Origin of the sequence: Comamonas sp. Z3, assembly GCF_008121565.1 — a bacterium.
Lineage (GTDB): Bacteria > Pseudomonadota > Gammaproteobacteria > Burkholderiales > Burkholderiaceae_C > Comamonas > Comamonas brasiliensis.
In genome coordinates this window covers 54,035-73,140 of the sequence record NZ_VOQU01000011.1, presented here as the reverse complement: position 1 = coordinate 73,140, position 19,106 = coordinate 54,035, and the positions used below count along the sequence as shown (strand labels likewise).

Here is a 19,106-nt window from a genome sequence, read left to right as displayed (position 1 = left end):
GGGCGGGCGCCAAAGCATGCATTATCCGTGAAGGGGAAAAGCTGGTTCTTGTGCCGCTTTTGTCGTGGCTTGCAGCAGGCCTGCATTCGGGCTTGCCAGGTCCATGAGGTCGGGCGCTGGCCGGCATTCACGCTCTTTCGCCAGATACGGCTTGCGCGATGGCGCAGCCCAAGCCGCCCAAGCTGAATCCGGATGAGGATGCCGAAGTACTGCTGCCAGGGCGCTACGAGATCTCGCTGGCAATGGCCTGAAGCTGTGGCGCCACCTCGTGCCTGAGCCAGTGGAGATCGAGGGTGCGGCCCTGGAACGTGCAGCTGAGGGCGGCGACGTCTATGCCGTGAACCCGTCCCAAAGGGACGGCGACAGCCTGCACGTCGGCAATCAGGTCGCCGACCGACGTACAGCAGCCGAACTGAGGGTAGTCGATGAAGTTCTCCAGCACTTTTTTCTCATGCTGCTGCCACTGCAGTGGGTCCTTGATCTTGATCTGATTGATCAAGGCTTCGCGGGCGGCAGGCGTGCAGCCAAGAAGGTAGGCTCTTCCCATGGCGGTTCCGAGCAGCGGATGGGTGCTGCCTATATCGTGGGAATAGACCAGTCCACGGCTGCCGCGCACGACCTCGATGTAGACCATGGAATAGCGGTCGCGAATGCCGATGGACACGCTGCAGCCCAAGGTCGTGGCCAGCTTGTGCATGAGCGGTCTGGCGCTTCTGCGCAGCGTGTACTGGGCCAGAAGCGGATAGCCCAGGGATAGCGTTGCAGGGCCGAGCCGGTACTTGCCGTAGTACTCGGTGGTGGCCAGATAGCCGAGACACAGCAGCGTGTAGCTGAGCCGTGAAATGGTGGCCTTGGGCAGGCCCAGCATGCTGGCCATTTCGCCATTGCCAAGAATCGGGCGTTCGGGCGTGAAGCAATGCAAAAGCTCCAGCCCTCGTGCCAGCGTGGTGGCGAACTGTTTGTCGCCTGCGTATTCCTCTAGCCCTGCAGGTACGCATCTGTTCCAGGTGTTATCCATAGATTTTGAAAAATTGATATCAAATATGGAATATCGAAATTTTACGGTGCTTCACAACGACCCGCTCCTACACTGATTTGACGCCTGATTGACAGGTGACAAACAGGAGCGAGACAAATGGATGCAGCAGACCTGCCTGTGCACGATATCCCTGCGTTGAATGGCAACAATGCCCCGGTTGACGAGGAAGACCATTGGGACAATCTCCAGGTGATCGGAGAGCTTCCCGTCGATCTGAACGGCCTGTATGTGCGCAACGGGCCCAATGCCTTCTATCCACCTGAATGGCGTTATCACGCCTACGACGGTGACGGCATGCTGCACGCAGTGCGTTTCGAGCGCGGTCGGGCCAGCTACCGCAACAAGTGGGTGCGGACCGAGGGATTGCTGGAAGAGCAGGCTGCAGGACATGCGCTGTGGAAGGGACTCAAGGAGGCCCCGCGCGCCGACACTCCCGAGCAGCCACTCAAGAACACGGCCAACACCGACGTCAAGTTCCATGCCGGCCGACTGCTGGCCATGTGGTATCGCTCGGGTCTGCCGTATTCGCTCGACCCCATCACGCTGGAGACCGTCGGCAACGGCGATGTCGACGGCAGGATCAAGCGCCTGTCCGCACATTCGCGGCCTGACGAGCACACCGGCGAGCTGGTGTTCTTCGACTACGACACCAAGCCGCCCTATATGTGCTATGGCGTGGTGGACGCCCAGCGCAAGCTGCGTCACATGATCGAAGTGCCCATGTCCCAGCCGAGCTTGCCGCATGACATGGCAGTCACCGAGAACTACTCCATCTTGCATGACTTTCCGCTTCGTCCCGACCCCGAGGCGCTGGCGATCGGACGCTACAAGGTGCGCTTCTTTGCGGACCAGCCATCGCGCTTTGGCGTCATCCCCCGCTACGGCAATGCCTCGGATGTGCGCTGGTTTGAAGCCAGGCCGACCTACATGCTGCATGTCGTGAATGCCTGGGAGGAGGGACAGGAGGTGGTGATGATAGGCACGCCTTACCGCATGTACGAGAAGGACGATGGCAGCCTGGACTCGGAGCGCCTTGAACGCACCATCCATATGCGCCAACGCGATTTTCTGCTCTACGAGTGGCGCTTCAATCTGGAAACGGGCAAGACCAGCGAGCGTGTCATAGACGATGTGCTCAACACCGAGTTCCCGGTCATCAACAGTGCCTACCAGGGCCGCAAGAACCGCTGGTCGTACCACGTGATCTTCCCGCAGGGCGGGCTTGAGGAGCCGCGCTTTCCAGGACTGGTGAAGTACGACCTCGAAACCGGCGGCTATGTGGCCTACAGCGCAGGCCCGCAGTACTTCTACAACGAGGGCGGCTTTGCGCCACGCGACAACGCCATCGGTGAGGACGATGGCTATCTCGTGATGTTTGTCTGGAACCCGACCACCAGGCAGTCGGAAGTCCAGGTCTTCGACGCCAAGGGAAGTCGCATGGCTGACGGACCGGTTGCGCGCATCCTGCTGCCACGCCGCGTGCCGCACGGCTTCCATGCAACCTATGTGAGCCAGTCCAACCTGGACAAGTGGAGGTGAGCGGCCATGATTCTGGTAGAGCAGACAACCATCGATGAATACCTCGCCAAAGGCTGGTGGGGCCAATCGACCATCGGCGAGATCTTTCTCGACACCGCCGCGCGCCAGCCATCGCTGTTTGCCGTAGCCGATGCGCCCAATCGCCCGGAGCTGTTCGGCAAGGCGCCGCAGCGCTGGAGCTGGGCTGAGCTGCGCGAGCAGGTGGGGCGCATGAGCGTCTTGCTCAAGGTCCAGGGCGTGCGCAAGGACGATGTCGTCGTCGTCCAGATGCCGAACTGCGTGGAGTTGCATGCCATCTATCTGGCCTGCGCCATCGGTGGCGTCGTCGTCTCGCCGGTGCCGATGCAGTACCGGACCCATGAGATCGAATATGTCGTGCAGAGCAGCGCAGCACGCGGCCTCATTACTACTCAGCGCCTGGGCAGATACCTGCCGGCGCAGGAGCTGGTCGGGATGCGCGTGCAGCTGCCCACGGTGCAGTGGATCTGGTCGTACTCCGACGGATCAGGCGAGCCGCTGCCGGACGGCGTGGCGGATCTTGATGCACTGCTTGCCGCAACCGAGCCGGCAGGCGACGCGCAGATGCGCGAGCACATGCGGCAGATCGGTCTCAGCGCCGATGACGTGTTCACGGTCTGCTGGACTTCCGGCACCGAAGCGCGCGCCAAGGGCGTTCCGCGAAGCCACAACGAATGGCTGATCGTCGGCTCGGGTGTCATAGACGCGGGCCAGATGCCGCAGGGCGTGCAGATGGTGATACCGTTTCCCTTTGTGAACATGGCGGGCATTTCGACCAGCCTGATGGCCTGGCTGCTCACGGCGGGCGGACTGCACCATCACCATCCGTTCGATCTCAAGGTCTTCATCCAGCAACTGCAGGACAACCAGACCGACTACACCGTGGCCGCACCTGCGGTGCTGGGCATGCTGCTCAAGGCACCGGAGCTGCTCGAAGGCCTGGACCTGAGCCGTCTCAGGCGCATAGGCTCCGGCGGCGGCCCGCTCTCGCCCTGGGTCATGGAGCAGTTTGCAGAGCGTTACGGCATCGAGGTCATCAACTACTTCGGATCGAATGAAGGGGCTGCACTGTCCTCGACGCCGCAGGATGTTCCCGATCGGCACCAGCGCGCCAGCTACTTTCCCCGCGTGGGTGTTTCGGGATTCGGCTGGAACGCCGTGCATTCGCAAAAGCTTGCCACGCGCCTGGTCGATGTGGAAAGCGGCGAGGAAATCCGTGAGCCCGGCAGGATCGGCGAGCTGCGCTTCAAGGGGCCGATGATTTTTTCGGGCTACTTCAACAGCCCCGAGCTCACCGCCCGCGCATTCGATGAACTGGGCTACTACCGCAGCGGCGATCTGTTTGAGATCGCTGGCGACAGGCAGCAGTTCTACCGCTTTGCCGGCCGTTGCAAGGACATCGTCGTGCGCGGCGGAATGAACATCTCCTGCGAGGAGGTCGAGAGCCTGCTGCTGTCACACCCCAAGGTGCGTGAAGTTGCAGTGATCGGCTGGCCCGACGAGGTGCTGGGGGAGAAGGTCTGCGCCGTGGTGGCTCCCAAGGACAGTGCGGATCCGCCCGATCTGCCCGAGCTGGTCTCGTTCCTCAGGACCGAGGGCAAGGTGGCGGCCTTCAAGTTGCCCGAGCGCATCGAAGTGATTGGCGAGCTGCCGCGCAACCCGGTGGGCAAGGTTCTCAAGCGCGTGCTGCGCGAACAGATGCAGTCCAGGGCCGGTGCGGCTTCGACGGTTTGAGCCGCCATCCGCGGCTCGCGAGAACAAGCAGAGCAGAAACCGATAAAGACAACGGAGGCAAACGATATGAACGCAGTCAAGCCCAAGCAGCCGGACGGCCGAAGCGCTGCGAGCACCGCCGCGCTGGTACTGATTCCCGGAATGCTCAATGACAGGAGTATCTGGGACGAGGTGATCGCCGGAGTGCGCCGGCAACTGGGCGACAAGGTCCATGTTCTGGTGGCCGATGTGATCACCCAGGTCTCGATAGCGGATATGGCGCGCGATGCGTGGCGGCAGCTGGCCGACGTCCCGGCGCAAACGCCTTGCTTTGTCGCGGGCTTCTCGATGGGAGGCTATGTGGCCCTTGAAATGCTCAGCCATCCGCTGCGGCCGATTCGCGAAGCGTGGCTGATCTCCACTTCGGGATTGCCGGAAAGTCCGAACAGCGCGCCGATGCGTGAGAAGGCCATCGCCAGCTTCGAAAAGGATTTCGAGAAGGCCATTCAAGCCACTGCGCGCTGGGGGACCTTCGAGAAGGCGTCCGAGGCGCTCGAGCCGCTCATCGGCGCCATGCGCAAGCTCGGCGCGCAGGTGGCCATTCGCCAGACACGCGCCATCATGCAGCGCCGCGATCTGCGCGAGGCACTCAGGACCTTGGACGTGCCGGTGCATGTGCTGTGTGGCAAAGAGGATCGGATCACGCCGCCCGACCTTTCCGAGGAACTGTCCCTAAGCATTCCTGGCGCGCAGCTGCAGTGGGTGGACAAGGCCGGTCACATGCTGCCCCTGGAGCAGCCGGCGTTCATTGCCCGAAGCCTGTGTGCCCGTCTCGTTGCCTGATTTGAGGAGTCGTCGTCTCATGTATCCCTGTTCCAACAATGATCGCTTGCAGCGCCGCATGGCCGCTGCATTGCTTGCCGGCTTTGCGATTGCCCCCGTGGCCATGGCTGCCGAAGAAACGTTCCCTGCCCGGCCGGTGCATGTCTATGTGCCGTTTGCCGCCGGCAACACGCTGGACAACGCGCTGCGCCAGGTGGCCGAGGAATTCCGCAAGAGCACGGGCCAGCCGATGATCATCGACAACAAGCCCGGCGGCGCCGGCATCGTTGCCGCGCAGGCCGCCGCGCGAGCTCCGGCCGATGGCTACAGCCTGCTGCTGGTGAACACCAGCATGCTGTCCGTCAATCCCCATACCTTCAAAGAAAAGCTGCCTTACGACGCTGAAAGGAGCTACCGCCAGATCACGGGATTCGTCGGCTCCACCCTGGTGCTGGCCGCCAACAAGACCGTCCCGTCGAACAATCTGCAGGAGTTCGCCCAGTGGGCCAGGAGCCAGAAAGCGCCGGTGAACTATGCATCGTTCACGGTCGGCAATTCATCGCATTTCGCGGGCGTGATCCTCAACGAGAAGCTCGGCCTGAATCTGATCCATGTGCCTTTCAACGGCACGCCGTCGGCGGTGCAGAACCTGATCGGCGGCCAGGTCAATACGGCTTTTCTGCCACTGATTGCGGTCAAGCAGCAGGTGGATTCCGGCCGGCTCAAGGTGCTCGGCGTGAGCAGTCCAAGGCGCTCCGAGCTGCTGCCCAATGTGCCCACGTTCGCGGAGCAGGGGGTGCCCGAAATGAATATCTATATCTGGTCGGGCTTTGCCGCCCCGGCATCGACACCCGATTCGGTGGTGAATCGTCTGAACGACGAGATCAACAAGATCCTGGGCTCGCCTGAGCTCAGGGCCAGGTGGCGCGACATGGACTTCGAACCCATGCCCATGTCGCCAAAGGAGTTCACCGAGTTTGTGCGCGAAGAGAGCCAGCGCTGGCGCAAGGTGGTCGAGGTCTCCGGATTCAAGATCGAAGACTGACGGGAGGCCGCATGTATCAGACATTTCCCTCCGATGCCCGGACCGGCCTGGCCGCCGGAAAGGCCAGCCTCGCGCAGCAGCTGAACCTGCGTATTCCCGTGGTATCCGCTCCCATGTTTCTGGTCTCAGGGCCGGAACTCGTCGTGGCCGCCTGCAAGGCCGGCATCGTGGGTGCGTTTCCCACGCCCAATGCACGCCCGATCGAGGTGCTCGACGACTGGATGAAGAGCATCACGCAGCAGCTGCAACGCGCTCGCGACGAGCAGGACCCGTCCACCATCGGGGCGTGGTGCGCCAATGTGGTGACCCATTCCTCCAACACGCGGCTGCAGGATGACCTGCGGCTCATTGCCAGGCACCAGCCACCGATAGTGGTCACGGCGCTCGGCAGTCCGAAGCCCGTAATCGAGACCGTGCATGGCTATGGCGGCATCGTGATTGCCGATGTGATCAGTCTGCGGCTTGCCGAGAAGGCTGCGGCGGCGGGGGCCGACGGGCTGGCCTGCATCTGTGCGGGCGCGGGTGGACACACCGGCCATCTGTCGCCATTCGCCTTCGTGAGCGCGGTACGCGAGTTCTTCGACGGCCATGTGATCGTGGGCGGCGGCATCAGCGATGGTTTCGGTGTCGCGGGAGCCATCGCTTCGGGCGCCGACCTCGTTTACATGGGCACGCGCTTCATTCCCACGACGCAGAGCATGGCCGAGCCCGCCTACAAGGACATGCTCGTGGCCGCCACCTCGGAAGACCTGCTGGTGAGCGCCGGCATCACAGGCAGCAACGCCAGCTGGCTCAAGCCGTCGCTGCGCGCCAACGGTATCGATCCGGACAACATGCCCGCCGTGCCAGAGCGTTCCTATGACAGCAACCGGGCCATCGGCGCACGCAAGTGGAAGGACGTTTGGGCCGCAGGCCAGGGTGTCGGAGCCGTGAAGTCGGTACAGAGCGTGGCGCAGGTGGTTGACCAGCTGGCGCAGGAATGGGATGCAGCCCGTGAGCGCTTCAGGTTCTTTTCAAGCTAGCGCAAAAGTCTGCAATCAGCGCAGATTCACTCCAGAAACCGAAAAGAGGACTCCCATGCATACCGAAATCGTCGGGCGGATACGGCCCACCATCACGAATTGGGACAACAATTTCATGAGCGGCCCGTTCACGCCGAACTTCGTTGAGTACACCGCCACCGAGCTGGAGGTGATCGGTGAAGTGCCCAGGCGCCTGAACGGCGTCTATCTGCGCAACACGCAGAACCCGGTGCACGAGCCCCGGGGCGTGCACCACGCCTTCGATGGTGATGGCATGCTTCACCTGCTGAGCTTCAGAAACGGTCAGGTGCAATACCGCAACCGATTTCTGCGCACCAAGGGCTTCGAAGAGGAACAGGCTGCGGGGCATGCGCTGTACGCCGGCCTCATAGACAACCCGGGGCTTGCGCAGCGTCCGGGCTGGGGCGCGCGCGGCGGGCTGAAGGATACCTCGGCCACCGATGTGATCGTGCACGCCGGCTCTGCGCTGACCACGTTCTATCAATGCGGCGAGCCCTACCGCTTCGATGCGCGCACGCTGGAGCCGCTCGGCGTATCTGCGTGGGCAGCGCAAGTGCTCAAGGACAACGGGATTTCGGCCCATCCCAAAGTCTGCCCCAGCAGCGGCGATCTGCTGTTCTTCAACTACAGCAAAGAAGCGCCATATATGCATTACGGCGAGGTGAACGCACGCGACGAGCTGGTGCACTACGTGCCGGTGCCGCTGCCGGGGCCGCGTCTGCCGCACGACATGATGTTCACCGAGAACTTCGCGATCCTCAATGACTTCCCGCTGCATTGGGACGAGTCGCTGCTGGCGCAAGGCAAACACAAGCTGAGCTATTTCGATCAGAAACCCAGCCGCTTTGCCGTCGTGCCGCGACGTCATGCGCCTCAGACCGGCGTGAAATGGTTCGAGGCTAGTCCCACCTATGTGCTGCACTGGCTCAATGCCTGGGAAGAGGGCGACGAGATCGTGCTGCATGGATACCACCAGCAGCAGCCCATGCCCAGGGCGGGCTATGACAACACCGGCGCCACGCTGGGTCCCGACCGCTATGGCCCGACGCTCTACGAATGGCGCCTGAACCTGCGCACCGGCGGGGTCGTGGAGCGCAGGCTGTTCGACAGGCATCTTGAGTTCGGCCTGATCAATGCACGTCACTGGGGTCGGCCCTATCGCTATTCCTACAACATGATCGCGCACCCGGAACACTTTCTTTTCGACGGGATACAGCGCTTTGACCACACCACGGGCGAGACGCAGGAATACCGCTTCGGTGAAGGCCGCTTCGGCAGCGAGTCCCCCATGGCACCGGCCCTTGATGCCAGTGCCGAGGACGACGGCTACGTGGTCAGCTTCGTGACCGACATGAACACCGATAGCTCGGAGTGCGTGGTGCTTGATGCGAGCGACCTCGCACGAGGACCGGTTGCGCGCATCCGCCTGCCGCATCGCATCAGCAGTGGAACGCACGCCTGCTGGGCCGATGCGTCGGAGCTGCGCGGCGAGCAGGCTGCCTGATTACCCACAAACAGAGAGGAGACGAACCAATGACACAAGCGACCTACATTCTGGGTGGCTATCAGACCGACTTTGCCAGGGCATGGTCGCGTCAGGGCCAAGACCTGTCCGACATGGTGAGAGAGGGGGTGAACGGCGTGCTCGAAGCCGTTCAGGTGAAGGCCTCGGAGATAGAGAGCATTCATGTCGGCAATGCCTTCGGCGAGCTGCAGCGTCAGCAGGCGCACCTGGGTTCGATGGTCGCGCAGATGGTGCCCGAACTCAACGGTGTTGCCGCCATGCGCCATGAGGGTGCCTGCGCCTCGTCCTCGCTGGGCGTGCTCAGTGCCATGGCCGAGATCGAGGCGGGCCGTTACGACTGCGTTCTGGTGCTTGGCGTGGAGGAGTTCAAGAACCTCTCCGGACATGAAGCCTCGCGCAATCAGAATGCCGCATCCTGGCAGGGGCATGAAGACATCGAATGCCAGTATATGTGGCCGGCTGCATTCGGCGCAGTGGCCCAGGAGTACCAGCGCCGCTACGGTCTGGATCGCAAGTACCTCAACCGTATCGCCGAGCTGAACTATGGCCACGCCAGGAACAACCCGCTGGCCCAGACCCGCAACTGGCAGTTCAACGAATTGAGCTTCACCGACGATGAAGAAGCCAATCCGCTCGTGGAGCCCGGAACCCGCAGGCAGGATTGCGGTCAGGTGACCGATGGCGCGGCAGCCGTGATTCTGGCGTCCGAGGCCTTCGCCCGCAGCTATGTGGAACGCAACGGCCTGCAGCTTCAGGATCTCGCGCGCATCACCGGCTGGGGACACCGCAACTCCGTGCTGCGTCTGAAGGACAAGTTTGAACTGAGCCGTGATTCGGCTTATGTCTTTCCGCATTTGCGCCAGACCATCGAGGACGCATGGGGCCGGGCAGGCATCCAGGGGACGCAGGATCTGGACGGCATCGAGACCCATGACTGTTTCACCACTACCGAGTATGTGGCCATCGATCATTTCGGGCTCACGCCGCCCGGGCAGAGCTGGCAGGCAGTGGAAGATGGCTCCATAGATCGTGATGGCCGCTGCCCGGTGAATATGAGTGGCGGTCTGATCGGCTGCGGCCACCCGGTGGGCGCGACCGGCGTTCGGATGGTTCTGGATTGCGCGCGCCAGGTCACAGGCAAGGCCGGTGCCATGCAGATTCCGAAGGCGCGTCGCATGCAGGCGCTCAATATCGGCGGCTCCTTCGGCACCGTGGTCAGCTTCGTGATCGAGCAGGGCGGGCCGAGATGAGCGATTAGGCCTCTGCCTCCTCGGCATTGGCAGCAGGCCGGATTCTTGCGAATCTGGCCGACGAAGTCTTCCATACCAGGCATCTTTCGGCGCAATCGACCGCAGAGAGGGGCCGCGTTTGCGCAATGCCTGCACAACAGCGAGTTTTCCGACGGTGCTACGGCCTTGCCCGGCAGCTGCCAGCCACGATTTTCCAGAGGCGGCGAGAGCCAGGCTGCCGTCGGTACGCACTTCGAAACGCGTTCTGCCATGCGGATTCCTGCATGAAAAACACACTCCAATCACACAGAGGCACTATGAACAAGCTTTCAACTGCGCTGGGCCTGGGCCTGCTCGTCGCACCTACTGCACTTCTCGCGCAAAACACCGTCACCTTGGGAGGCCAGATCAAACTGGGGATGGACCATATCTCGCTCAACAGCCGTAGCGCAGAGCGCAGCGCCGCGCGGCTCACCAACAACACCAGCTTCTGGTACCTCGATGGCAAGGAAGATCTGGGCGGCGGCAAGAGCGCTTACTATCGGCTGGAATGGGATTTCGCTGCCGATACCGGCACATTCGGGGCTGGTCGCAATTTCTTTGTGGGACTGGGGGACGCGCAGCTGGGGCGTCTGCAACTCGGACGCCAATCGGTGTATTTCAGCCATCACTGGTTCCAGGGCGATTTTCACGGTGCATTCGATGCAGCGCCCAATGCCGCCAACTCGCTCAATGTCCTGGGAACCGTCAACGGTGCCTACTTCGCAGGCGGCTTCCTGAACAACACCATTCGCTACCAGGCGCCCAGCATCGGAGGCTTCTCCGGCATGGCGTCCTATACCTTCGATGCGGAATCTGCCGAGACCAAGCGCAACAAGACCTGGTACCTCAGCCCCACCTATACCAAGGGGCCGTTGCGCGTCGGCTACTACCATCTCTCGCGCAGGTCCCAGGGCAGCATGCCGGGTCAGACCGTGGGCTCTCTCGACCAGGATGCCGACCGCTTCGCTTTCAGCTATCTGCAAAGCGGCTTTCGATTCGGCCTGCTGGTCGACCGCAACAAGGTCACCGACCGCGCCTCGGGAACGTCGCAGCATCGCTGGGCGTATGCGATCCCGCTGACCTACGGCATGGGACCGCATCTGCTGTCTGCAACCTGGGGGCAGGCGCTTTCAACGCACATCAACGGCAGCAGGCTCGCCAGCTCAGGTGCGAAGATGCTATCGCTGAGCTACCAGTACTCGCTGAGCAAGCGCACGGCGCTTGACCTGTCGGTGATCGAGTTGCGCAACCAGAAGAACGGTCGCTACAACTTCTGGAACGGCGGCATGGGCGGTTTGCAGCTGGCGGCGTCCGATGCCGGCGGCAAGTCGCGCATGATCTACGCTGGAATGAAGCACACTTTCTGATCGAGCCCTTGATCGGGGCTCGCTCGACGATGGACGAAGCGCGTGTTGGTGCCGCCCTGAGATCTCCGCGTGACGCCCATGCCTTCAAATTGCGCTCGCCAAGCTGGCACCCCGCCCTGGCACGGGATCTCATGCCGCTTTTTGCGGGCTGGCGCTTGTGGTTGGCGCTTCTGCTTCTGCGTCATCGGCATCGTGAACGGGGCGGTAGCCCGGCCCGAAGGACACATCACCCAGCCGCCAGCCGGCGCGGCAGCTGACCGCGCCCCAGAAGCGCTTCAGGGTGTACCACTGCATGGCGATCACGCCGCGCTCGTTGTCGGCATCCACTTCCGGGTCGCTCACGCCCGTGGGGCGCAGCTGTTCATCGTGATAGAGGGCGGTGCCGAACAGCTGATCCCACCAGGGAAGGACCTGGCCGAAGTTGCAGTTGTGGCGCTCGGGGCGCGTTGCATCGCGCAGCATATGGTGGTTGCGGTGAAAGCGCGGGCCAACCAGCAGGCGCTCGCCCGCCCGGCCCAGCCAGCCCAGGCGCAGCGCCACATTGGCGTGGGAAAAGTTCTGCACCAGCTCGCTGAGCAGGCCCAGCATGGCGAATTCCGATGGCTCCACGCCCATGGCCAGGCCCACGCTGGCCAGCACAAAGCTTTGCAGCATGCCGTCCAGATAGTTGCTGCGATCATTGCTCCAGCAGCTCATCTGGCGCTGGCTGTGGTGCATGCTGTGCATGGCCCACCACCAGGGAATGACGTGCTGGGCGCGGTGCATCCAGTAATACGTGAGGTCGTAGACCACGTAGTACACGGCAAACAATACATAGGGGTGCTCTTCAAACCAGGGAACCCAGGCCTTGAGGCCGCTGGCTTCCGAGGTGGACGGGCCGCCGCCCAGCATATGGGCGACCGGCATGAGGATCAGAAAGCTGAACAGCGGAAACAGGCCCAGCAGCATGAGCAGGGTGTAGTTGCGATCCACGGTGGTGTGGCGGCGGTCGGCCCAGTGCTCGGCGGGAAGCAGGCTCTCCAGCGGCCGCATCACACAGCCGATCAGAAACAGCTGCAGCAGCGCGATCAGAATGCCGGCGGCAATCTCGCGCGGATCGCCCGCTGCCTCGGCAATATGGAGTGCGTTGACCACGGGAGTCACCGCATGCACGGATACCCAGTCAATGGCCAGCGTCCAGTGCTGGCTGAAGAAATCCATCATATTGTTCTGCCCATTTGTCGTCGGGCAGATTCTGGACCGGGAGTTTGTGGATTCTGTGGAGAGGCGCAGACTCCGCCGCCTGTCCCTTGCGTGTGGTCAAGAGGCATTGATTGGGCTGGAGCGGAGCGGCCGCAATAAAAAAAGGGCCTGGTCCACCGGACCAGGCCCTTTCCGCAGTCGTGGGGCGACCGCCTTTTTTATTCAGCGTTCTTCTGGCCTTCTTCGGCAGCTGCCTCGGCGCCTTCTTCGGCGGGGGCTTCGAATTCACCGCTCTTGACGGCCTGGCGCACGGCTGCCTTTTCGCCGGCGCTGGCGAACTTGCTGTACTTGCCGAGCACGGGGATCAGCGAGCCGTAGATGCGGGGGTTGGCCGCCAGGATTTCGCGTTGCTCCAGGAAGTCGGCTTCGCCTGTGAAGTTGCCCACCAGGCCACCGGCCTCGCTGACCAGCAGGGAGCCGGCAGCCACGTCCCAGATGGACAGGCCGGACTCAAAGAAACCGTCGGCAAAGCCGGCTGCCACATAGGCCAGATCCAGGGCGGCCGAACCGGGGCGACGCACGCCGGCGGTGCGCTGCATGACGTCGCCCAGCATCAGCATGTATTGCTTGAAGTTGTCGCCACGGCGGAAGGGGAAGCCAGTGGAGATCAGGCAGTCGCGCAGCTGGGTGCGCTTGGAGACGCGGATGCGGCGTTCGTTCAGATAGGCGCCGCGGCCCTTGGTAGCCGTGAACAGGTCGTTGCGGCTGGGGTCATAGATCACGGCGTGCTCGATCTTGCCCTTGTAGGCCAGGGCGATGCTCACGCAGTAAACGGGGAAGCCGTGGATGAAGTTGGTGGTGCCGTCCAGGGGATCGATGATCCAGACATGGTCGGAGTTCTTGGCACCGTGCTCGCTGCCCGATTCTTCGGCCAGGATGGAATGCTGGGGGTAGGCGTTGAGCAGCGTCTCAATGATGATGCGCTCGGCAGCCTGGTCTACCTCGGTCACAAAGTCGTTCACCTGCTTTTGCGCAACGCGCACCGATTCCACATCCAGTGCGGCACGGTTGATGAGGGCGCCAGCGGCGCGAGCAGCCTTGATGGCCACGTTGAGCATGGGGTGCAGGGAGTTCGACATAAATTGTGAGTGCGTTGGCGATGCAGCCGGAGCAAAACTGGGCTGAACTACGCGGGTAAGAACGTAAAAGCCGCGACCGGCGATGCGGGGCGGCGACAATGGGCGCAATTCTACCCAGCCTGCGCTTTTTTTGCTTGTTCGTCCCGGCGACCCGAGGGTCTTCTCTGCGGCACTTGCGGATACGAGAGAGAACGGGCCGCGTAGGCTGCTGTCTTATCAAGGCCACAAGTGGGGCCTTTTGCATTGTTCTGCGTTGATGAAAACCCGATTCGTACTGATTGAAACCAGCCATGCCGGCAATGTGGGCGCGGCTGCCCGAGCGCTCAAGACCATGGGCTTCGACGACCTGGTGCTGGTGCGCCCGCGCTACAAGAACGTGTTGCGCAAGGAAGAGACCATCCAGCGTGCCAGCGGCGCACTGGACGTGTTGGACAGGGCCCGCGTGGTCGATACCCTGGATGAAGCCCTGGAGGGCATCAGCCATATGTGCGCCACGGCGATGACGCCGCGTGACTTCGGCCCGCCCACACGCACGCCGCGCGAGCATTTCGAGTTGCTCCTGAAAGGAGAGCTGGATACGCGCTCCATACCTGCTGAGGACGCTGGTCTGACCGATAACCAGCCCACGCCCGGTGCGGTCTGCAACCAGAAGGGCGTGGCCTTTCTGTTCGGCTGCGAGCGCTTTGGCATGAGCAACGACGATGTCTACCGCTGCGACGTGGCGCTGTCGATTCCGTCCAATCCGCAGTTCGGCTCGCTCAATCTGGGCTCGGCGATTCAGGTCGTTGCCTATGACTGGCGCGCGGCGCTTGGCGGCTTTCCCGTGGTGGAGCACACGCCCGAGGTGCATCGCGCCGACATGGCCCAGGTGCAGGGCATGCTGGGCCATTGGGAGCAGGCCCTGGCCCATATCGGCTTTCTGGACCCGGCAGCGCCCAAGAAGCTCATGCCCCGGCTTAACCAGCTTTTCAACCGCGCGCAGCTGACCCAGGAAGAAATCCATATTCTTCGCGGTGTTGCCAAAGCCATGCTGCAGAGCCAGCCACCAACCCGCTAGACTTCACAAGCTAAACACTTCCTCACGTTGTTATTTGATGCTTGCTCGCCTGCGCTCCGACATCCAGTGCATTCTTGACCGCGACCCTGCGGCCCGCAGCACCTGGGAGGTCATCACCTGTTATCCGGGGCTGCACGCCATCTGGCTGCAGCGCCCTGCACACTGGTGCTGGACGCATGGCTTCAAATGGCTGGGCCGCTTCATCTCGCACATGGGACGCTGGTTCACCGGCATTGAAATCCACCCTGGTGCCGTCATCGGTCGCGAGGTCTTCATCGATCACGGCATGGGTGTCGTGATCGGCGAAACCGCCGTGGTGGGCGATGGCTGCACCATCTATCACGGTGTGACCCTGGGCGGTACCTCGCTGTACAAGGGGGCCAAGCGCCACCCGACCCTGGGCAAGAACGTGGTGGTCAGTGCCGGCGCCAAGGTGCTGGGCGGCTTCGAGGTGGGCGATGGGGCCAAGATCGGCAGCAATGCCGTGGTCATCAAGCCCGTACCCGCAGGTGCCACGGCCGTCGGCATTCCGGCGCGCATCATTCCCAGCAAGACCGGGCAGAGCGCCGATGTGACCGAGCATGAGCTGGCTCCCAAGGTCGAGGCCAAGGCGCAAGCGGCTGTCGTGCTCGACGAGGATTGCGGCAAGAGCGGCTTTACCGCCTATGGCGTGACGGCCGAAGTCGACCCCGTGGCCCAGGCCATGCGTTCGTTGTCCGAAGGCGCAGCCGGTCACGAAAAGCAGATCGCGCTGCTATGGGCCGCCATCGAGAAGCTCTCGATCCAGGGTCATGTCAAGGACTGTGTGCCCTGCGAGTCCGAGCGCCCCGAGGCCTTTCAGAAGGACAAGATCGATCAGATTTTAGGGAAGTAGGCCTCAAACGCTTATCTGTAAAGCGATTGATGCTTCTTTTTTTTGATAGTGAAAGCCAGCGCCTGTCGCTGGCTTTTTTCATGGTGCTTGCCCGTAGTCGATTTGAGGGGCGCAAGCCCTGCCCATCCGCTCAAGACTGCTTGTCAACTCAAACCCAAGGCGAGCAATGATGAATGTGGAACAGGCCCTGCGACAGCGTCATTCGGTACGTGCCTTTTTGTCCAGAGCGGTGGGAGCGGCCCAGGTCAGGGAGTTGCTGGTGCAGGCCGGGCTGGCGGCTTCCGGCGGCAATCTCCAGCCCTGGCGCGTGATGGCACTGACGGGCACAAGTCTGCAGGCATTGCGCCAGGCCATGTCCGAGGCGACCCCTGACTCCGATGCGGCCCTGGTCTATCCGGCTCAGCTCTGGGAGCCCTATCGCAGCCGCCGCTTCGACAATGGCGAGGACCTCTATCGCTCATTGGGCATGGGGCGCGAGGACAGGATTGGGCGGCTGCGGCAGCTGGCCAGCAACGCCCAGATGTTTGGTGCGCCGGTCGGCGTATTCGTGGCTGTTGAGAAACGCATGCTGCATGCGCAGTGGGTGGATCTGGGGATTTATCTGCAATCTCTGATGCTGCTGGCCGCCGACAAGGGCCTGGCCACCTGTGCCCAGGGCTTCTGGCGCAGTTACAGCACTTTTGTGAGCCGGAACCTGGCGCTGCCGCCGGGCTACCAGATTGCCTTTGGCTTGGCACTGGGTTATGAAGACAGCGCCGCGCCCGTCAACCAGTGGCGCTCCACCAGGGCTGCGCCCGAGGACTGGTGCGAGCTGCGCGGGTTCGAATAAGCCTTGTCTCGATGCCGGTGCAGGCGGGCGCTTGATGCTTCTGCCTATGCGGCAGGAAGGCCGGGCCGCCGATGAAGCGCAAGCCATGAGGCCGGGCTCCATGCAGGCAGCCCGGCTGCTTGCTCAATGGCGGCGACTCACTTCCACAGCGCGCACTTGCTCTCTTCCTTGGTGGTGAAGACCTGGTCGCCGGGCAGGGTCTTGAGCACCTTGAAGTAATCCCAGGCCTTCTTCGATTCGGCCGGCGCCTTGACCTGCAGCAGATACATATCGTGGGCATAGCGGCCATCGGGGCGAATCACGCCCTTGGCATAGAAGTCCGACAGTGGCGTGGCCTTGAAGCCGGCCATGATCTTGTCGGCATCCGTCGTGCCCAGCTTCTCGGCCAGTTTCAGATACTGCATGGCGGCCGAGTAGTTGGCGGCCTGCAGTGAAGTGGGCATCTTCTTGAATTTGGCAAAGAAACGATCCGAGAACTTGCGGCTTTCTGGGTTCAGGTCCCAATACCAGCTGTCGGTGAACATCAGGCCTTCCGTGGCCTTGAGGCCCAGACTGTGGACGTCGGAGCTGAACAGCAGCAGGCCGGCCAGCTTCATGGTCTTGGTCAGGCCAAACTCGCGAGCCGACTTGATGGCATTGATGGTGTCGCCGCCGGCATTGGCCAGGCCCAGGATCTGGGCCTTGGAGTTCTGGGCCTGCAGCAGAAAGGAGGAGAAGTCAGCCGTGTTCAGCGGGTGCTTTACATTGCCCAGCACCTTGCCGCCGGTGGCATTGATGACGCGCGTGGTGTCGGCTTCCAGGGCCTGGCCAAAGGCATAGTCCGCCGTCAGAAAGAACCAGTTCTTGCCGCCCAGTTCCACCACGGCCTTGCCCGTGCCCTTGGCCAGTGCCACGGTGTCATAGGCATAGTGCACAAAATAGGGGCTGCACTGCTCGTTGGTCAGTGCCGAGGTGCCGGCTCCGTTGATGATGTAGACCTTTTTCTTTTCGTCGGCCACCTTGCCCATGGCCAGACCGGCGCTGGAAGTGGTACCCCCGATCAGCATGCTCATGCCCTGGGTGTCAAACCACTCGCGCGCCTTGCTGGCCGCGATATCGGCCTTGTTCTGGTGGTCGGCCGTCAGCACCTCGATGGGCTTGCCCAGCAGCTTGCCGCCGAAGTCGTCCACGGCCATCTGCACAGCCAGAGCACCGCCCTTGCCGTCCACATCGGAGTAGAGGCCCGACATATCGGTGATGAAGCCGATGCGAATCTTGTCCTGCGCCTGGGCGCCTGCAGCGGCCAGCAGGCAGCCCAATGCCAGCGTCAATGTTCTGGGGGAGAAAGCGGTAGCGGAGCAAACAGAGCGAGGCTTCATCAGAGTCATCTCCTGAGATGGTGGGTACCCGGTCACTGCGACGGGCAGCCAGCATGGTCGCAGCTGATGCAGGCCGCGCCATCAGGGCAAGCACCGGGGCGGCTGCGGCAAGGTATCCGGCGAGACTCGGGAAAATGCCGCAAGCTTCTACACTGCAGTGCAGCAATTTTGGAAAGAACAAGAGATGGATATTCGTCAAGCCTTGCAGCAGCGCCGCTCGGTACGCGCTTTTCTGCCCCAGAACGTGGCTGCAGCCACGGTGCGGGACTTGCTGGAGACTGCGGCGCAGGCCGCGTCCGGCGGCAATATGCAGCCCTGGCGTGTGACCGCCGTGGGCGGGCAGGCGCTCGAGGATCTATGTGTCAGGGCCAGAGAGACAGAGGCGGTTGCGCGTCCCGGCCTCTCCTACCCGCCCGGACTGTGGGAGCCCTATCGCAGCCGCCGTTTTGAAAATGGCGAGGATCTGTACCGCTCACTCAGTATCGGCCGCGAGGACAAGGCCGCACGCCTGGCCCAACTGGCCAAGAACGGCCAGATGTTCGGTGCGCCCGTAGGCATTTTTGTGGCCGTGGAAGAGCGCATGGGCTATGCGCAATGGGTGGATCTGGGCATTTACCTGCAGTCCTTCATGCTGCTGGCCGTGGAGCATGGCCTGGCCACCTGCGCCCAGGGCTTTTGGCGCATGTACAACGATATGCTGATCGAGCAGCTGGCCTTGCCAGAGGGCTACCAGATTGCCTTCGGCATCGCCCTGGGCTACGAGGACGTCAGCGCTCCCATCAACCAGTGGCGCTCAAGCCGTGCGGCCAGCCATGAATGGCTGGCGCTGAAAGGGCTGGACGAGGCTGCGGATTAGGCACCTGAGAGTCAGGAGAGTTAAACCGCTGCAATGCATGTGCAACATGCGGCAAAAGCAGCCTATACTGCATGCAGCTCCGGGGTGTGCGAAAGCGCTGAGATGCCAGTCACTGTGAAAACAGTACAGGCGAACCCGACGAACTTGATCCGGTTCATACCGGCGGAAGAAGAGCGGGACCCTGACGCAGGGCCGATGGATGGACAGGACAGCCGGCACCAGTGCCAGCCCTGAAAACCATGGGCACAGCAAACCCCAGGCGCCTCGCGCACTGGGGTTTTGTCTTTTCTGGGCAGCCGGTGCGTGAAGAACCAGGCCGAAATGACAGAATTTCGGCGGCACAGGCCGGATACCCCATAGCGGGCAAGGCCGGTGCCGGGCAAGATCAGAACGGGGCCGCACTCCACGGAGCGTTTGATGCATTTCAAC

The 19,106-nt window shown here is 62.5% G+C and carries 16 protein-coding genes and 1 riboswitch; of the genes, 12 read left to right on the top strand and 4 right to left on the bottom strand.

Features of this window, described 5'->3' with window-relative positions:
- Positions 1–223 precede the first annotated feature (223 nt).
- The gene (locus FSY59_RS25800; protein WP_050872174.1) at positions 224–1,018 is read right to left on the bottom strand and encodes an IclR family transcriptional regulator; all 795 of its coding nucleotides are present in this window, start codon (positions 1,016–1,018) and stop codon (positions 224–226) included.
- 117 nt (positions 1,019–1,135) lie between these two features.
- Between FSY59_RS25800 and FSY59_RS25795 the strand changes: the two genes are divergently transcribed.
- The 8 genes from FSY59_RS25795 (at position 1,136) to FSY59_RS25760 (ending at position 11,382) form a co-directional block, all read left to right on the top strand.
- Entirely contained in the window at positions 1,136–2,578 is a 1,443-nt protein-coding gene (locus tag FSY59_RS25795; protein ID WP_003052918.1) for a carotenoid oxygenase family protein, read from the top strand.
- 6 nt (positions 2,579–2,584) lie between these two features.
- Complete coding sequence (locus FSY59_RS25790; protein WP_148729944.1) at positions 2,585–4,330, top strand: class I adenylate-forming enzyme family protein; 1,746 nt, start codon at positions 2,585–2,587, stop codon at positions 4,328–4,330.
- Positions 4,331–4,396: 66 nt separating this feature from the next.
- Positions 4,397–5,152: an alpha/beta fold hydrolase gene (locus FSY59_RS25785; protein WP_148729943.1), complete on the top strand. Its 756-nt coding sequence runs from the start codon at positions 4,397–4,399 to the stop codon at positions 5,150–5,152.
- Between the two features lie 19 nt (positions 5,153–5,171).
- Positions 5,172–6,176: a tripartite tricarboxylate transporter substrate binding protein gene (locus FSY59_RS25780; RefSeq protein ID WP_148729942.1), complete on the top strand. Its 1,005-nt coding sequence runs from the start codon at positions 5,172–5,174 to the stop codon at positions 6,174–6,176.
- Between the two features lie 11 nt (positions 6,177–6,187).
- Positions 6,188–7,198 carry a nitronate monooxygenase family protein gene (locus FSY59_RS25775; protein WP_148729941.1) on the top strand — a complete coding sequence of 337 codons (1,011 nt, stop codon included), beginning with the start codon at positions 6,188–6,190 and terminating at the stop codon, positions 7,196–7,198.
- Positions 7,199–7,253: 55 nt separating this feature from the next.
- Entirely contained in the window at positions 7,254–8,723 is a 1,470-nt protein-coding gene (locus FSY59_RS25770) for a carotenoid oxygenase family protein (protein WP_003052928.1), read from the top strand.
- A gap of 29 nt (positions 8,724–8,752) precedes the next feature.
- A complete protein-coding gene (locus FSY59_RS25765; protein ID WP_148729940.1) occupies positions 8,753–9,994 on the top strand; it encodes an acetyl-CoA acetyltransferase in 1,242 nt (413 codons plus the stop codon).
- Positions 9,995–10,290: 296 nt separating this feature from the next.
- Positions 10,291–11,382: a porin gene (locus FSY59_RS25760; RefSeq protein WP_050872168.1), complete on the top strand. Its 1,092-nt coding sequence runs from the start codon at positions 10,291–10,293 to the stop codon at positions 11,380–11,382.
- A gap of 129 nt (positions 11,383–11,511) precedes the next feature.
- On the opposite strand, the gene FSY59_RS25755 is transcribed toward FSY59_RS25760, so the two are convergent.
- Complete coding sequence (locus tag FSY59_RS25755) at positions 11,512–12,585, bottom strand: sterol desaturase family protein (RefSeq protein ID WP_148729939.1); 1,074 nt, start codon at positions 12,583–12,585, stop codon at positions 11,512–11,514.
- Between the two features lie 197 nt (positions 12,586–12,782).
- Complete coding sequence (locus tag FSY59_RS25750) at positions 12,783–13,703, bottom strand: inositol monophosphatase family protein (RefSeq protein ID WP_003052937.1); 921 nt, start codon at positions 13,701–13,703, stop codon at positions 12,783–12,785.
- A gap of 256 nt (positions 13,704–13,959) precedes the next feature.
- Between FSY59_RS25750 and FSY59_RS25745 the strand changes: the two genes are divergently transcribed.
- The 3 genes from FSY59_RS25745 to FSY59_RS25735 all read left to right on the top strand — a co-directional run bounded on the left by FSY59_RS25745 (position 13,960) and on the right by FSY59_RS25735 (position 16,463).
- Complete coding sequence (locus FSY59_RS25745) at positions 13,960–14,760, top strand: RNA methyltransferase (RefSeq protein WP_003052940.1); 801 nt, start codon at positions 13,960–13,962, stop codon at positions 14,758–14,760.
- Between the two features lie 37 nt (positions 14,761–14,797).
- Positions 14,798–15,634 (top strand): serine O-acetyltransferase, encoded by an 837-nt coding sequence (cysE, locus tag FSY59_RS25740; protein ID WP_003052941.1) that lies wholly within the window; start codon positions 14,798–14,800, stop codon positions 15,632–15,634.
- 169 nt (positions 15,635–15,803) lie between these two features.
- A complete protein-coding gene (locus tag FSY59_RS25735; RefSeq protein ID WP_043376703.1) occupies positions 15,804–16,463 on the top strand; it encodes a nitroreductase in 660 nt (219 codons plus the stop codon).
- A gap of 137 nt (positions 16,464–16,600) precedes the next feature.
- On the opposite strand, the gene FSY59_RS25730 is transcribed toward FSY59_RS25735, so the two are convergent.
- Positions 16,601–17,821, bottom strand: coding sequence for an ABC transporter substrate-binding protein (locus FSY59_RS25730; protein WP_050872166.1), 1,221 nt, complete (start codon positions 17,819–17,821; stop codon positions 16,601–16,603).
- Between the two features lie 184 nt (positions 17,822–18,005).
- Here FSY59_RS25730 and FSY59_RS25725 point away from each other — a divergent pair, with 184 nt between their 5' ends.
- The gene (locus FSY59_RS25725) at positions 18,006–18,677 is read left to right on the top strand and encodes a nitroreductase (RefSeq protein WP_050872165.1); all 672 of its coding nucleotides are present in this window, start codon (positions 18,006–18,008) and stop codon (positions 18,675–18,677) included.
- Positions 18,678–18,747: 70 nt separating this feature from the next.
- Positions 18,748–18,865, top strand: a riboswitch (TPP riboswitch).
- The last annotated feature ends 241 nt before the right edge of the window (positions 18,866–19,106 follow it).

Bases quoted from the DNA above. Each gene is read 5' to 3' on its own strand.
- FSY59_RS25750 (WP_003052937.1), bottom strand. From the start codon at position 13,703: ATGTCGAACTCCCTGCACCCCATGCTCAACGTGGCCATCAAGGCTGCT.
- FSY59_RS25795 (WP_003052918.1), top strand. From the start codon at position 1,136: ATGGATGCAGCAGACCTGCCTGTGCACGATATCCCTGCGTTGAATGGC.
- FSY59_RS25735 (WP_043376703.1), top strand. From the start codon at position 15,804: ATGAATGTGGAACAGGCCCTGCGACAGCGTCATTCGGTACGTGCCTTT.
- FSY59_RS25785 (WP_148729943.1), top strand. From the start codon at position 4,397: ATGAACGCAGTCAAGCCCAAGCAGCCGGACGGCCGAAGCGCTGCGAGC.
- FSY59_RS25725 (WP_050872165.1), top strand. From the start codon at position 18,006: ATGGATATTCGTCAAGCCTTGCAGCAGCGCCGCTCGGTACGCGCTTTT.
- FSY59_RS25765 (WP_148729940.1), top strand. From the start codon at position 8,753: ATGACACAAGCGACCTACATTCTGGGTGGCTATCAGACCGACTTTGCC.
- cysE (WP_003052941.1), top strand. From the start codon at position 14,798: ATGCTTGCTCGCCTGCGCTCCGACATCCAGTGCATTCTTGACCGCGAC.
- FSY59_RS25755 (WP_148729939.1), bottom strand. From the start codon at position 12,585: ATGATGGATTTCTTCAGCCAGCACTGGACGCTGGCCATTGACTGGGTA.
- FSY59_RS25745 (WP_003052940.1), top strand. From the start codon at position 13,960: ATGAAAACCCGATTCGTACTGATTGAAACCAGCCATGCCGGCAATGTG.
- FSY59_RS25780 (WP_148729942.1), top strand. From the start codon at position 5,172: ATGTATCCCTGTTCCAACAATGATCGCTTGCAGCGCCGCATGGCCGCT.
- FSY59_RS25790 (WP_148729944.1), top strand. From the start codon at position 2,585: ATGATTCTGGTAGAGCAGACAACCATCGATGAATACCTCGCCAAAGGC.
- FSY59_RS25730 (WP_050872166.1), bottom strand. From the start codon at position 17,821: ATGAAGCCTCGCTCTGTTTGCTCCGCTACCGCTTTCTCCCCCAGAACA.
- FSY59_RS25770 (WP_003052928.1), top strand. From the start codon at position 7,254: ATGCATACCGAAATCGTCGGGCGGATACGGCCCACCATCACGAATTGG.
- FSY59_RS25760 (WP_050872168.1), top strand. From the start codon at position 10,291: ATGAACAAGCTTTCAACTGCGCTGGGCCTGGGCCTGCTCGTCGCACCT.
- FSY59_RS25800 (WP_050872174.1), bottom strand. From the start codon at position 1,018: ATGGATAACACCTGGAACAGATGCGTACCTGCAGGGCTAGAGGAATAC.
- FSY59_RS25775 (WP_148729941.1), top strand. From the start codon at position 6,188: ATGTATCAGACATTTCCCTCCGATGCCCGGACCGGCCTGGCCGCCGGA.